At 68.1% G+C, this 13228-nt stretch carries 16 protein-coding genes; 10 read left to right on the forward strand and 6 right to left on the reverse strand.

From position 1 onward, the window contains the following. Positions 1 to 9 precede the first annotated feature (9 nt). Positions 10 to 1455 (reverse strand): tRNA (N6-isopentenyl adenosine(37)-C2)-methylthiotransferase MiaB, encoded by a 1446-nt coding sequence (miaB, locus tag OC534_RS07600; RefSeq protein ID WP_026070783.1) that lies wholly within the window; start codon positions 1453 to 1455, stop codon positions 10 to 12. A gap of 207 nt (positions 1456 to 1662) precedes the next feature. Here miaB and OC534_RS07605 point away from each other — a divergent pair, with 207 nt between their 5' ends. The 6 genes from OC534_RS07605 (at position 1663) to OC534_RS07630 (ending at position 6824) form a co-directional block, all read left to right on the forward strand. Continuing rightward, a complete protein-coding gene (locus tag OC534_RS07605) occupies positions 1663 to 2607 on the forward strand; it encodes a lytic transglycosylase domain-containing protein (RefSeq protein ID WP_136007008.1) in 945 nt (314 codons plus the stop codon). Positions 2608 to 2821: 214 nt separating this feature from the next. Continuing rightward, on the forward strand, positions 2822 to 3442 hold the full coding sequence (petA, locus tag OC534_RS07610) for a ubiquinol-cytochrome c reductase iron-sulfur subunit (RefSeq protein ID WP_017354852.1): 621 nt from the start codon (positions 2822 to 2824) through the stop codon (positions 3440 to 3442). A gap of 2 nt (positions 3443 to 3444) precedes the next feature. Then, a complete protein-coding gene (locus tag OC534_RS07615) occupies positions 3445 to 4704 on the forward strand; it encodes a cytochrome bc complex cytochrome b subunit (protein WP_017354851.1) in 1260 nt (419 codons plus the stop codon). Next, positions 4697 to 5443 (forward strand): cytochrome c1, encoded by a 747-nt coding sequence (locus tag OC534_RS07620; RefSeq protein WP_017354850.1) that lies wholly within the window; start codon positions 4697 to 4699, stop codon positions 5441 to 5443. The genes OC534_RS07615 and OC534_RS07620 overlap by 8 nt, the downstream gene beginning before the upstream one ends. Positions 5444 to 5606: 163 nt before the next feature. Further along, on the forward strand, positions 5607 to 6242 hold the full coding sequence (locus tag OC534_RS07625) for a glutathione S-transferase N-terminal domain-containing protein (protein WP_017354849.1): 636 nt from the start codon (positions 5607 to 5609) through the stop codon (positions 6240 to 6242). 138 nt (positions 6243 to 6380) lie between these two features. After that, positions 6381 to 6824, forward strand: coding sequence for a ClpXP protease specificity-enhancing factor (locus OC534_RS07630; RefSeq protein ID WP_136007004.1), 444 nt, complete (start codon positions 6381 to 6383; stop codon positions 6822 to 6824). Between the two features lie 98 nt (positions 6825 to 6922). Here OC534_RS07630 and OC534_RS07635 read toward each other — a convergent pair whose 3' ends face one another. The 4 genes from OC534_RS07635 to OC534_RS07650 form a co-directional block, all read right to left on the reverse strand. Next, positions 6923 to 7279 carry a DUF3301 domain-containing protein gene (locus OC534_RS07635; RefSeq protein ID WP_017354847.1) on the reverse strand — a complete coding sequence of 119 codons (357 nt, stop codon included), beginning with the start codon at positions 7277 to 7279 and terminating at the stop codon, positions 6923 to 6925. 83 nt (positions 7280 to 7362) lie between these two features. Beyond that, on the reverse strand, positions 7363 to 8382 hold the full coding sequence (locus OC534_RS07640) for a DUF2272 domain-containing protein (RefSeq protein WP_262071638.1): 1020 nt from the start codon (positions 8380 to 8382) through the stop codon (positions 7363 to 7365). 104 nt (positions 8383 to 8486) lie between these two features. Continuing rightward, positions 8487 to 9344 carry a carboxylating nicotinate-nucleotide diphosphorylase gene (nadC, locus tag OC534_RS07645; protein WP_026070577.1) on the reverse strand — a complete coding sequence of 286 codons (858 nt, stop codon included), beginning with the start codon at positions 9342 to 9344 and terminating at the stop codon, positions 8487 to 8489. After that, a complete protein-coding gene (locus OC534_RS07650) occupies positions 9341 to 9610 on the reverse strand; it encodes a Trm112 family protein (protein WP_017354844.1) in 270 nt (89 codons plus the stop codon). The genes nadC and OC534_RS07650 overlap by 4 nt, the downstream gene beginning before the upstream one ends. Positions 9611 to 9668: 58 nt before the next feature. On the opposite strand from OC534_RS07650, the gene purE reads away from it, so the two are divergent. Beyond that, a complete protein-coding gene (purE, locus tag OC534_RS07655) occupies positions 9669 to 10172 on the forward strand; it encodes a 5-(carboxyamino)imidazole ribonucleotide mutase (protein WP_017354843.1) in 504 nt (167 codons plus the stop codon). Continuing rightward, the gene (locus OC534_RS07660) at positions 10169 to 11317 is read left to right on the forward strand and encodes a 5-(carboxyamino)imidazole ribonucleotide synthase (RefSeq protein ID WP_262071639.1); all 1149 of its coding nucleotides are present in this window, start codon (positions 10169 to 10171) and stop codon (positions 11315 to 11317) included. The genes purE and OC534_RS07660 overlap by 4 nt, the downstream gene beginning before the upstream one ends. Before the next feature lie 67 nt (positions 11318 to 11384). On the opposite strand, the gene OC534_RS07665 is transcribed toward OC534_RS07660, so the two are convergent. Next, entirely contained in the window at positions 11385 to 11966 is a 582-nt protein-coding gene (locus tag OC534_RS07665; RefSeq protein ID WP_136007000.1) for a Fe-Mn family superoxide dismutase, read from the reverse strand. A gap of 118 nt (positions 11967 to 12084) precedes the next feature. On the opposite strand from OC534_RS07665, the gene grxD reads away from it, so the two are divergent. Both grxD and OC534_RS07675 read left to right on the forward strand, forming a co-directional pair. Further along, positions 12085 to 12405 (forward strand): Grx4 family monothiol glutaredoxin, encoded by a 321-nt coding sequence (gene grxD / locus OC534_RS07670; RefSeq protein ID WP_136006998.1) that lies wholly within the window; start codon positions 12085 to 12087, stop codon positions 12403 to 12405. Further along, positions 12402 to 13142 carry an SDR family NAD(P)-dependent oxidoreductase gene (locus OC534_RS07675; protein WP_136006997.1) on the forward strand — a complete coding sequence of 247 codons (741 nt, stop codon included), beginning with the start codon at positions 12402 to 12404 and terminating at the stop codon, positions 13140 to 13142. The genes grxD and OC534_RS07675 overlap by 4 nt, the downstream gene beginning before the upstream one ends. Positions 13143 to 13228: the final 86 nt, after the last annotated feature.

The following is a 13228-nucleotide window of genomic DNA, read 5'->3' on the forward strand; positions in this document are numbered from 1 at the left end:
CACGCTCCCTCAGGCGACGACCATCCGTCCGCGCAGCGAATTGCTGTACGCCTCGGTGATCTCCACATCAACGAACTGGCCGATCAGACGCGGGTGCCCCGCGAAGTTCACCGAACGCATGTTCTCGCTCTTGCCGGTCAGTTCATCCGGGTTGCGCTTGGACGGCCCTTCCACCAGCACGGTCTGCACCGTGCCGACCATCTTCTCGGAGATCGCCGCAGCCTGCGCGTTGATCCGCGCCTGCAGGCGCGACAGGCGCGCGTGCTTCTCGGCGTCGCTGATCGTGTCTTCCAGGTCGGCCGCCGGGGTGCCGGGGCGGCGCGAGTAGATGAACGAGAAGCTCTGGTCGAAGCCGATGTCTTCGATCAGCTGCATGGTCTTCTCAAAATCGGCCTCGGTCTCGCCCGGGAAGCCGACGATGAAGTCCGAACTGATCGAGATGTCCGGCCGCACCGCGCGCAGCTTGCGGATTTTGGACTTGAACTCCAGCGCGGTGTAGCCCCGCTTCATCGCCGACAGCACCCGGTCGCTGCCGGCCTGCACCGGCAGGTGCAGGAAGTTGGCCAGCTGCGGCACGTCGCGGTAGGCGTCCACCAGCGAGTCGCTGAACTCCAGCGGGTGCGAGGTGGTGAAACGGATGCGGCCAACTCCGTCGATCTCGGCGATGGTGCGGATCAGCAGGCCCAGGTCGGCGAACTCGCCCTCGCCATACGGGCCGCGGTAGGCATTGACGTTCTGGCCCAGCAGGTTGATCTCGCGCACGCCCTGTGCGGCCAGTTGCGCCACTTCCACCACCACGTCCTCGAACGGGCGGCTGACCTCGGTGCCACGGGTGTAGGGCACCACGCAGAACGAGCAGTATTTGGAGCAGCCTTCCATGATCGACACGAAGGCCGAGCCACCATCGGCACGCGGCTCGGGCAGGCGGTCGAACTTCTCGATTTCCGGGAAGCTGATGTCGACCTGGGACCGGCCCGATGCACGGCGCTGGCGGATCAGCTCCGGCAGGCGGTGCAGCGTCTGCGGGCCGAACACCAGGTCCACGTGCGGGGCGCGCTTGATGATCGCCTCGCCCTCCTGCGACGCCACGCAGCCGCCCACGCCGATGATCACGCCCCGGCCGTTGTTCTTCAGCGCCTTCCAGTAGCCGAGCTGGCTGAACACCTTCTCCTGCGCCTTCTCGCGGATCGAGCAGGTGTTCATCAGCAGCACGTCGGCCTCGGACGGGTCGTCGGTCAGCTCCAGCCCTTCTTCGGCGGCCAGCACGTCGGCCATCTTGGCCGAGTCGTACTCGTTCATCTGGCACCCGTGGGTCTTGATGTACAGCTTGCCGCGGACGGGGCCGGTGACGGCCGGCCTGGCGCCGGGCAGCGGCAGCAGGTCGGGGCGGGGAGGGGTGGAGGGCACGGCGGAGCCGGCCGACGTCGGCACGGTCGAAGCTGGCGTCCCGGTCATGGCGCTTATTCCAGTCGGGTGGGCGGGCAGGCAGCCTGAACGGCTGCGGTGAGCCGCCCATTGTACCGGGTATCTGCCGGCCAGACCGGCGCCCGTCCCGCCCGCAGGCCGTCCCGGACGCCCCGATCCGTGACGTGCATCGGCTCCTGGGATACCCGGCCCGTCAAAGACTTGGCAAGCCGGAGTGAAACGGAGACACTCCGCTGCATGAAGGGGATCTTGGGGATCTTTGCGCTGGCCTTGGCTGCGCTGACCGCTGTGCCGGCCAGTGCGGGCACGCTGTACAAGTGCGTTGGCGCCGACGGCATTCCCAGCTACGTAAGCAAGCGTGTCTCCGCCGCGAGCTGCAGTGTGGTCAGCAGCTACCGTCCGGACCGCAGTGCGCCCCGCCGCCAGGCCGTGGCCGCGCCGGTCCCGCCGCCTGCGCCGGTGGCGCAGGCCGTCGCGGCCGCTCCGGCCGATGGCGCCAACGCCGGCACCGCGATCACCGCCACGGCATCGGCGGCGCCCGCCGCGACGGTGCTCAGCGCTCCGTCCGCGCCCGCCGCGCGCAAGGGCAAGGCCCAGCGCGTGGTCAACGGGCAGGTCTACACGTATATGAAGGATGGCGTGCGCCACTACACAAGCGCCCGTCCGGCGCAGGTGGCCAGCCTCGGCCAGGTGCGTACGATCCACTACAGCTTCATCGAGCGCTGCTATGCGTGCGGTGCCCAGCCGGGCGTCAACTTCGGCTCGGTGCGGCTCAATACCACCGCCTTCCAGGCCGAGATCGCCGCCGCCGCGCGCGAGTTCGGGGTCGAGGAAGCGGTGGTCCGCGCCATCATCCACGCCGAGTCGGCCTACAACCCCACCGCGCTCAGCCGCGCCGGCGCGCAGGGCCTGATGCAGCTGATGCCGCCCACTGCCCGCCGCTTCGGGGTCACCGACTCGTACGATGCCGCGCAGAACATCCGGGGGGGCGTGCAGTACCTGTCGTGGCTGCTCAAGCGCTTCAACGGCAACCTGACCCTGGCCGCGGCCGGCTACAACGCGGGTGAGGGTGCGGTGGACCGCCACGGCGGCGTACCGCCCTACAGTGAAACCCAGTATTACGTGAAGCGCGTTGCCCTGCTGGCCGACCGCTATCGGGGCGCGACAGCGTCCACGCAGTAGTGGCCGCTGGCCGCTTCGCCGCACGCCGAGACCGTCCGGAAGTGCCGGCTGCTGGCCGGCCCGACCGTTTCGCGCGTGACAGATCTTCGGCGGATGATCTGCGCGTTGTGTCGCTGAGTCAGGTTCCGCTATAGTCGGCTCTGATTCATCGTGGACTGGCCCCCACCGGTCTGCTGGCAGCCTCAAGCTACCTAAATCAATATCGGAGTGCCGGATGGCCAACGATGGGGTAAACGATCCAGTCAATACTGGACGTCGACGGTTTCTGTCAGCAACCACTGCGGTGGTTGGCGCGGTCGGCGTCGGATTTGCAGCGGTACCGTTCATCAAGTCCTGGAATCCCAGCGCCCGCGCCAAACTGGCCGGGGCGCCGGTGATCGCCGACATCAGTGCCCTGCAGGAAGGCCAGCGTCTGGTCCTGGAGTGGCGAGGGCAGCCGATCTGGATCGTCAAGCGGTCCAAGGCGATCCTCGATGCGCTGCATGGTCTGGACGGTCGCCTGAAAGATCCCGAGTCGGGCGAGAAAGAACAGCAGCCGGACTACGTGCTCAAGCAGAACCCCGAATTCCGTGCGATCAAGGCCGATGTCTCGGTCCTGGTCGGGCTGTGCACCCATCTGGGCTGCTCACCGGAAATGGTGGCCGAGATCCGTCCCGAGCCGTATGACCCGCAGTGGAAAGGGGGGTACTTCTGCCCCTGCCACAAGTCGCGCTTCGACATGTCCGGTCGCGTGTTCAAGGATGTTCCGGCGCCGATCAACCTGCTGGTGCCGCCGCACCACTACCAGGATGACAACACCATCATCATCGGCGTTGACCCGCAGGGGGCGGCTTGAGCATGGCCAATATCCTTACCCGCACCGCCACGGGCGTTGCCGACTGGGTCAATGCGCGCGCACCGGGCCTGATGCCGGTGTACCGCAAGCATGTGAGCGAGTACTACGCACCGAAGAACTTCAACCTCTGGTACTACTTCGGTTCGCTGGCGCTGCTGATCCTGGTCAATCAGATCGTGACCGGCATCTTCCTCACGATGCACTACAAGACCAACGCGGCCGAAGCGTTCGCCTCCATCGAATACATCATGCGCGATGTCGAGTGGGGCTGGCTGATCCGCTACATGCATTCGACCGGCGCCTCACTGTTCTTCATCGTGGTCTACCTGCACATGTTCCGCGGCCTGCTGTACGGCAGCTACCAGAAGCCGCGCGAGCTGGTGTGGATCCTCGGCATGCTGATCTACCTGGTGCTGATGGCCGAAGCCTTCATGGGTTACGTGCTGCCGTGGGGCCAGATGTCGTTCTGGGGCGCCAAGGTGATCATCTCGCTGTTCGGTGCCATTCCGGTGATCGGCAACGGCCTCACCGAATGGATCATGGGCGACTACCTGCCCAGCGATGCCACGCTCAACCGCTTCTTCGCGCTGCACGTGATCGCCCTGCCGCTGGTGCTTCTGCTGCTGGTGGTGCTGCACCTGGGGGCGCTGCACGAAGTGGGCTCCAACAATCCCGATGGCGTGGAGATCAAGAAGGGGCCCAAGGGCAACCGCTGGTCGGCCACGGCACCTGCGGACGGGATTCCGTTCCATCCGTACTACACGCTCAAGGACGGCGTGGGCGCCGGCTTCCTGCTGGTCATCGCCGCGTTCATCATCTTCTTCGCCCCGGCGTTCGGCGGCCTGTTCCTCGAACACGACAACTTCACCGAGGCCAACCGCCTGGTCACGCCCGAGCACATCAAACCGGTCTGGTACTACACCCCGTACTACGCGATGCTGCGGGTGGTGCCGAACAAGCTGGGCGGGGTGATCGTGATGTTCTCGGCGATCGCGATCCTGTTCCTGGTGCCGTGGCTGGATCGGGCCCGGGTCAAGTCGTACCGCTACCGGGGCCTGCTCTCGCGCGGTCTGCTTGGCATGTTCGCGGTCTGCTTCGTCTGGCTGGGCGTGATCGGGTCCGGCCCGGGCACCGATGTGCATGAAACCTACATCGGGCGGGTGTTGACCTTCCTGTACTTCGCCTTCTTCATCACCATGCCGCTATGGACCAAGCTGGACAGGACCAAGCCGGTACCGGACCGGGTGACCACGCATGACTGACCACTGGATTGTCCGGCTGGCCTGCGCGGCCGCACTGCTGCTGGCCAGCACCCTGGCCGGTGCCGCCGAGGGCGGCAAGACGCTGCAGGCCGGCAACGACCTCAGCGACCGCGCCTCGCTGCAGCGCGGCGCGCAGCTCTACATGAACTACTGCTCGGGCTGCCACGCACTGAAGTACCTGCGCTACTCGCGCATGGCCGAGGATCTGGGGCTGAGCGAGGAGGAGGTGATGAACAACCTCAACTTCACCGGCACGCCGATCGGCGAACCGATCCCGGTATCGATGCCCAAGGCGCCGGCGGAGAAATGGTTCGGCAAGATGCCGCCGGACCTGAGCCTGATTTCGCGTGTGCGGGGCAGCGACTGGGTGTACACCTATCTCAAGTCTTTCTATCTGGACCCCTCACGCCCGCTGGGATGGAACAACACGCTGTTCCCGAACGCGTCCATGCCCAACCCGCTGTGGGAAATGCAGGGCCTGCAGCACGCCGTGCACGGCAAGCCCGACGCACCCGGTGCCGACGCGCCGGTGATCGGGCTCAAGCTCGCGCAGCCGGGCAATGTCGACCCCGGCCAGTACGACCAGACGGTACGCGACATCACCAACTTCCTGGAGTACGCCGGCGAGCCGGCGGCACTGAAGCGGCAGAAGCTGGGGGTGTGGGTCATCCTTTTCCTGGCGTTCCTGACCTTCCTGGTCTATCTGCTGAAGAAGGAATACTGGAAGGACGTGCACTGAACGGGGAGTGCGCCGGCGTTGCGATTCATGGCTACCGGCATGAGACGCATGGCCTATTGGCTTTTGTGATGTGCAGTTGCACACTCGGGTACTGTGACGACTGCCAGCACTGGGCTGGTGGCGCCGATACGACCGGCGGTTTCCGGTCGTTGGAGAGCCTTTGATGGCGGCGAGCGTACGCATGCGGAATACCCTGACGCTGTTTTCCTCGAACGACGATGTCCTGTGCCATCGCGTGCGGCTGGTGCTGGCGGCCAAGGGCGTCACTTACGACCTCGTTCCGGTCGATCCGCAGAATCCGCCCGAGGACCTCATCGACCTCAATCCGTACCACTCGGTGCCCACCCTGGTGGAGCGTGAGCTGGTGCTGTATGCGGCGTCGGTGGTCAGCGAGTATCTGGACGAACGTTACCCGCATCCGCCGCTGATGCCGGTCGATCCGCTGTCCCGTGCGCGCATCCGTCTGGCCATGCTTCGCATCGAGCACGACTGGGTGCCGCAGGTGCAGGCCATCCAGCTGGGCAACAAGACCCAGGCCGAAGCCGGCCGCAAGCGCCTGCGCGAGCTGTTGACCAGCGCAGTGCCGCTGTTCAAGGCCAGCAAGTTCTTCCTGAACCCGGAAATGAGCCTGGCCGACTGCGCAATGGCACCGATCATCTGGCGTCTGCAGTCCCTCGACGTGGCGCTGCCCAAGGATGGCAAGTCGATCGAGGATTACGGCAACCGCATTTTCCGCCACCCCGGCTTCATCCGCAGCCTGACCGACCAGGAAAAGAAGCTGCGCGATCTGCCCACCTGAGCCGCGCGCGCCGCTGTCGGCGACTGCATCGACGCTTTACGCCCCGCGCGCCGATGCTGACCGGTGCGGGTGCTGGCGCGTACACTTGCACCAGGCAATCCGGATCAAGAGCAGCCGAGCACGGCTCGGCTCTACCACATGACTGAAGACACTTTCCGCATGACCAGCCACCGCCCGTACCTGTTGCGGGCCTTGGTGGAATGGATCAACGACAATGACCTGACCCCGCATATCCTGGTCGACGCGGGCATGCCCGGCGTGCAGGTTCCGCAGAGCGCGGTGAAGGATGGCCGGGTGGTGCTGAATATCGCCGAGCGCGCTGTGGTCCGGCTGCACATCGACAACGAGAGCGTGAGCTTCTCGGCGCGGTTCTCCGGCACCAGTTATCCGGTGCAGGTGCCGATCTCGGCCGTGCTGGCGGTCTATGCCCGCGAAACCGGGCAGGGCATGGCGCTGCCGGACGATATCCCGGGCCACGACCCGGGCCCGGACGACGAACTCCCGCCGGACGATTCCCCGACGCCGCCGGACGACGCACCGCCCAAGCCCAGTGGCCGCCCGCACCTGCGCGTGGTCAAGTAACGCACCCCGTAGAGCCGGGTTCTACCCGGCTGGTGGTGCCCGTATCCAACATGCAGCCGGGCAGCAGCAGCCGGGTAGAACCCGGCTCTACGGACGCATCACACGTCTTCGGCGTCGCGGGTCTCCACATCGCGGCGGATCTCGCTGATCCGGGCTGCTGACGGCCCGACGAAGGCGACCAGCTGGTCGCCGCGCAGCACCATGCGGCCGCTGTGGCGGTCCACGCCGTCGTGCGAATACTCGAACTTGAAGGTGCGCTCCCAGCCCAGCCAGCCCGTTTCTTTGCGCACCACGCGCAGGCCGGTGGCATGCACGCTCTGGTCCAGCCACTGCACGTTGGCGGCGTTGCACGCATTGCGGCCAAGTTCGCCGGCGCGTTCGGCGGCGGCGCGCGAGGAGTTCCAGAAGGCGTAGACGAACGCGCCGGCAATCATCAACAGGATCAGGCTGGGCATCGGCGGCTCGGTACGATCAGGGCAGGTGGCCTTCAAAGATGGCGACGAATGCGGCGCGGATCAAGCCGCCCGCGGCGACGCGATCACCGTGTCGTCGTCGTGGGAGGCGGCGGAGCGGGACGCTGCGGCGCGATCTGTGGCGTGGACGGGGCATCCGGTAGCGGCGGCGCAGTCACGCCCGCAGGGTCCGGGGCGACCACCGGCAGCGCGGCCGGCGTCGTTGCCACCAGCTTCAGCAGCGCGGCCCAGTCCTGCCGGTTGAAGCTGCATTCGTCTTCCCGGCCCGGCGTGCAGCCCGGGTCCACGCCGTCGCCGGCGCTGGCCTTGGCCGGTGGCAGCTCGATGCGGCCGCTGCGGTCCAGCGACAGCTTGCGCATCGCCACCGTGTTCATCACGTTGCCGCCGACCAGGTACAGGGTCCGGTCGCCGCCCACGTTGGCGGCGATCACTACTTCGCAGTGTGACTTCCAGTGCGCTGCCCCGCCGCTGGCGAGGGACTGCACCAGGCCGCTGTAGCTCAGCGTCTGGCGGCGATCGCGCAGGAAGCAGAGCAGATCGCCCGGGGCGGGTTTGTCCTGCGCCGGATCGGTCATGCGGTACGGCCCGCTGTTCTGGTACGCAGCGCGGATGTAGTCGATGTGGCGCGGCGAGCGGGTGAAGCCGGGCACGCCGGCGCGTGTCATCACCCAGGAAATGAAGGCCGCCGACCACGGGTTGTCGATCAGGAACGCGCGGCAGTCGCTGTCGGTGTAGCGGGTGCCGAGCGGGGCCATGCAGCTGGACGCGCCGGGCTGGTCGCCCATTGGTGACAGCGTCCCGCTCTCACGCCAGTAGCCCACCACCCGCTGCCAGGCGATCAGCCCGTTGTCGGCCAGGTGCTCGCGCTCGGCTTCGGTGACGCTCAGGCTGGCCGCGCGCCCGTCGCGGTCGATGAAGGGGCGGAACCAGAGCCGGTGTTCATTGCAGGCGGTCTGTACGATGTTCACCGCCAGCGGACTCAACCCGTAGCGTGGCGGGATGTCGCAGACTTCGGCAGCCGACGCGGCGGCCGGCATCAGCATCGCCAGCGGCGACAGGCATGCAAGCAGAGACAGGGGGCGCATGCGCGCTCTCCGGGTGGGGGCAACACGAGCCTCGCAGACCCGGGCTGCCGACGCCGTGAACGTGGGGGGGCGGTGGGGCCGACCGATGGCCGGCACGCGCCGCGTCAGCCTGGCGGCGGACCCAGCTTCAGCGACAGGTCGATCGCCTGCACGTGCTTGGTCAGTCCGCCGATCGAGATGCAGTCCACACCGTCCTCGGCAATGGCGCGCAGCCCGGCCAGGTCCACGCTGCCGGAGACTTCCAGAGGAATCCGGCCGGCGGCGATGCGCACCGCCTCGCGGCGCAGGTCGGCGTCGAAGTCGTCGATCAGGATGCGCTCGCAGCCTGCCGCCAGCGCGTCGCGCAGCTGCGTCAGGTCTTCGACCTCGACCACCAGCGGCAGATCGGGCCACTGCGCACGCGCTGCCTGCACCGCAGCGGTCAGCGAGCCGGCCGCGCGGATGTGGTTCTCCTTGAGCATCACCGTGTCGAACAGCCCCAGGCGATGGTTGTCGCCGCCGCCGCAGCGGACCGCGTACTTCTGCGCCATGCGCAGCCCCGGCAGGGTCTTGCGGGTGTCCAGGATGCGGGTGCCGGTGCCGGCCACCGCCGCGACGTAGCGCGCCGTGGTGGTCGCCGTGCCGGACAGCGTCTGCAGGAAGTTCAGCGAGGTGCGTTCGGCACTGACCAGGCTGCGGTTGCGGCCGTGCAGGATCGCCAGCACGGTGCCGGCCCGGACGGCATCGCCCTCGGCCACGCGCCAGTCGATGGTCACGTCCGGATCAAGCGCGCGGTGGGTGGCGTCGAACCACGGCCGGCCGGCGATCACCGCGTCCTGCTTGCACAGCAGGTACGCGCAGTCCGGGCGGTCGGGCAGCAGGGCGGCGGTGACATCACCGGTGCCGATGTCTTCCGCCAGCGCACGGGCGACATCCTCGGCCACCACGGCCGCGGACGGGACGGGCAACGGAGCCGGGCTCATTTTTCCGGGAAATCGGCGATCTGCGCCGTCTCGATGGCCTCCTCGGCCAGCAGCACCGGAATGCCGTCATCGACACGGAACACCTGCTTGCGGTCACGCGTCAGCAGCGCTTCGCGCAGGGGCTGGGTCTGGGGGCTGCCGTCGGCCTTGGCCACGCCGCCGGCACCGATGGCGCGGTTGAGCGCGTCGAGGGCCTTGGCATCGAGCAGGGACAGGGGCTGGCGCGTGTCGGGCGAGCACAGCAGGTCGAGCAGCTTGCGGTCCATGATTCTTCGTCTTGCGTGGAAGATGGCTAGAATACGTCTTTAAGGCAGGTGACGGCCAATGACCCCCAACCAAACCGCGCCGCTCGTCGGCATCGTCATGGGTTCCCGCTCCGACTGGGAAACCATGCAGCACGCAGCCCAGAAGCTCGATTCGCTGGGTGTTCCCTACGAAGTGAAGGTGGTATCGGCGCACCGCACGCCGGACGTGCTGTTCACCTACGCCGAGCAGGCCGGGCCCCGGGGCCTGCGGGCGATTATCGCCGGCGCCGGCGGCGCTGCGCACCTGCCGGGCATGATCGCGGCCAAGACTGCCGTGCCGGTGCTGGGTGTGCCGGTGCAGTCCAAGGCCCTCAACGGCATGGATTCGCTGCTGTCGATCGTGCAGATGCCGGCCGGCATTCCGGTTGCCACCTTCGCCATCGGCAATGCCGGCGCGTCCAATGCGGCGCTGTTTGCCGCCGCCATGCTGGCCTCGGACCAGCCGGCCATCGGCCAGGCGCTGGAGGCCTTCCGCGCCCGCCAGACCGAAGACGTCATGGCCCACGACGACCCGCGTCAATGAGCATGAAGACTGTCGGAATCCTGGGGGGCGGCCAGCTGGCGCGCATGATGGTGCTGGCCGGCGCGCCGCTGGGGCTGCGTTTCGAGTTGTTCGACCCGGCTGCCGATGCCTGTGGCGCCCAAGTGGCGCCGCTGCAGGTGGCCGCCTTCGAGGACGAGGCCGCGCTGGCCGCGTTCGCGGCGCGGGTGGACGTGGTGACGTTTGACTTCGAGAATGTTCCCGCGCACAGCGCCCGCTTCCTGGCCGAGCGCGTGCCGGTGTATCCGAACCCGGATGCGCTGGCCGTGGCCCAGGACCGGCTCAGCGAAAAAACCCTGTTCCAGCAGCTGGGCATTCCGCTGCCGCCGTTCGCCGATATCCGCAGCCGCGACGAGCTGGCTGCCAGGGTCGCCGAGTTCGGCATGCCCTGCATCGTCAAGACGCGCCGCCTGGGCTACGACGGCAAAGGTCAGTTCCGCATCCGCAGTACCGCCGACATCGACGCCGCCTGGGCCACCCTGGGCGATTACGTCGACCGCACCGGCCTGATCCTGGAGGGGTTCGTTGCCTTCGACCGCGAGGTCAGCGTGGTGGCCGTCCGTGGCCGCGACGGCGAGTTCCGCGCCTGGCCGGTGACCGGCAACTGGCACGTCGATGGCGTGCTGTCGGCCAGCGTGGCGCCGGCACGGCTGAGCCAGGCCCAGCATGAAGCCGCCATCGGCCATGCGCGGGCGTTGGCCGAACGCCTGGACTATGTCGGGGTGTTCGCGCTGGAGCTGTTCTGCCGTGGCGACGAGCTGCTGGTCAACGAGATGGCGCCACGCGTGCACAACTCCGGCCACTGGACCATCGAGGGCAGTGAGACCTCGCAGTTCGAGAACCACCTGCGCGCGGTGCTCGGCCTGCCGCTGGGCGACACGCGCATGCTGGGCCATGCCTGCATGCTCAATTGGCTGGGCGCGATGCCCGATGCCGCGGCGGTACTGGCGCAGTCCGGCGGACACTGGCACGACTACGGCAAGCAGCCGCGCGACGGCCGCAAGGTCGGCCATGCCACGCTGCGCGACGATGATGCCCTGCGGCTGGCCGGGATACTGCAGACGGTTGGCGGGCTGCTCGATCGCAACGCCCAGGTCGCCCCGGTGATCGACACACTGCGCGGCTGACCGGCAGGTCAGGGCCGCTGCCCGCCTGCGGTGGGTGCCGGCACGCGCCAGCACCCACGGGGGGCCGTCAGTCGCGCAGCTGCGACGCCACGAAGTCCCAGTTGACCAGTTTCCAGAATGCCTGCAGGTAGCGCGCGCGCTCATTCTGGTAGTCGGTGTAGTACGCGTGTTCCCATATATCGCACGCCAGCAGCGGGGTGCTGTTGCCCGTCAAAGGCGTGCCGGCATTGCGCGTGGTCTGGATCGCCAGCGCGCCGCCGGGGTGCTGCACCAGCCAGACCCAGCCGGAGCCGAACAGGCCCAGCGCGGCCTGGTCGAACTCGTCGCGCAGGCGGCGCATATCGCCGAAATGGCGGGTCACCAGCTCGGCCAGGCGCCCCTGTGGATCGCCGCCGCCGCGTGGATGCAGGCACTGGAAGTAGAAACCGTGGTTCCAGGCCTGCGCGGCCGCGTCGAACAGGCTGCCCTGGCTGTGCCGGACCAGCTCGTCCAGGGCCAGGTCCTCCAGGTCGGTGCCGGCGATGCGGGCGTTGACCGCGTCGAGGTAGGCGCGGTAATGCCGACCGTGGTGCAGGTCCAGGCTCTCGGCCGACAGATGCGGTTGCAGGGCGGTGCGGTCGTAGGGCAGGCGGGGCAGTTCGAAGGGCATGGTCACCACGGGCAGGGAGGGGGCGCCGTATGCGGGGCCAGTAGGCTTACAATGGCAGGCGAGGGAAGTCTAGCCGACCGGTGAGGTCGGGTTGTCCCACATTGGAGGGAGAGTCGTAGTGGCGGTGATGCAGCAAATCCAGGCCGAAGTCGAACGTTACCCCCTCGTGCTGTTCATGAAGGGCACCCCGCAATATCCGATGTGCGGCTATTCCAGCCGCGCCATGCAGGCGCTGATGGCGGCCGGCGCGGTCGCGCTGCGCACGGTCAACGTGCTCGAAGAGCCGGAGATCCGCGCCAATCTGCCGCGTTTCTCGAACCTGCCGACGTTCCCGCAGCTGTTCATCCACGGTGAGCTCATCGGCGGCTGCGACATCGTGCTGGAGCTGTTCGAGTCCGGCGAGCTCAAGCGCATCGTCGAAGAGGCCTCCCAGGCATGAGTGCGGTCCCGTCCGTCGTGGTCGGGACCGGCGCACTGGCCGATCGTGTGATTCTCATTGCAGGCGCGGGCGGCGGCTTCGGCAGCGCCGTCGCCGTGGCCTGTGCCCGCGCCGGCGCCACGGTGGTGCTGCTGGGGCGCAAGCCACGCCGCCTGGACCGCGTCTATGCCGCCGTGCAGGCGGTCGGCCCCGAGCCGCTGCTGTACCCGATGGATCTGGAGGGCGCGACCCCGGACGACTACGCCACACTGGCCGAGCGCCTGCAGGGCGAGTTGGGGCGCCTGGACGGGCTGCTGTATTGCGCGGCCGATTTCGCCGGGCTGACCCCGTTCGAGCTGGCCGACCCGGCCGCGTTCGCGCGGGCCGTCCACGTCAATCTCACCGCACCGGCCTGGCTGATCCAGGCGTGCCTGCCGCTGCTGCGCCAGCGCGACGATGCCGCAGTGGTGCTTACCGTGGATGATCCGACGCGGGTCGGGCAGGCCTACTGGGGCGGCTACGGCGTCGCCCAGCACGGGCTGCGGGGCCTGATTGCCTCCCTGCACGACGAACTGGGCCGCAGCCCGGTGCGGGTCAGTGGCCTGCAGCCGGGCCCGATGCGCACCGCCCTGCGGGCGCGCGCCTTCTCGCTGGATGAAGACCGCACCGCGCGTGACCCGGCCGACTGTGCCGATGCCGCCGTCCTGCTGCTGTCCGCCGCCGGCGCCCCCCACCGCGGCCAGATCGTCGAGGGCTGAGCACGGCAAAGGCGTCCGGGCCGCCCGTCCGGTCGCCCTGGTGCCCCTGGCTCTTATACACCACTGACGCTGCCGACGAAACCCCC

The sequence above is a fragment of the Stenotrophomonas sp. Marseille-Q5258 genome (assembly GCF_946900935.1).
Classification (GTDB): domain Bacteria; phylum Pseudomonadota; class Gammaproteobacteria; order Xanthomonadales; family Xanthomonadaceae; genus Stenotrophomonas; species Stenotrophomonas nematodicola.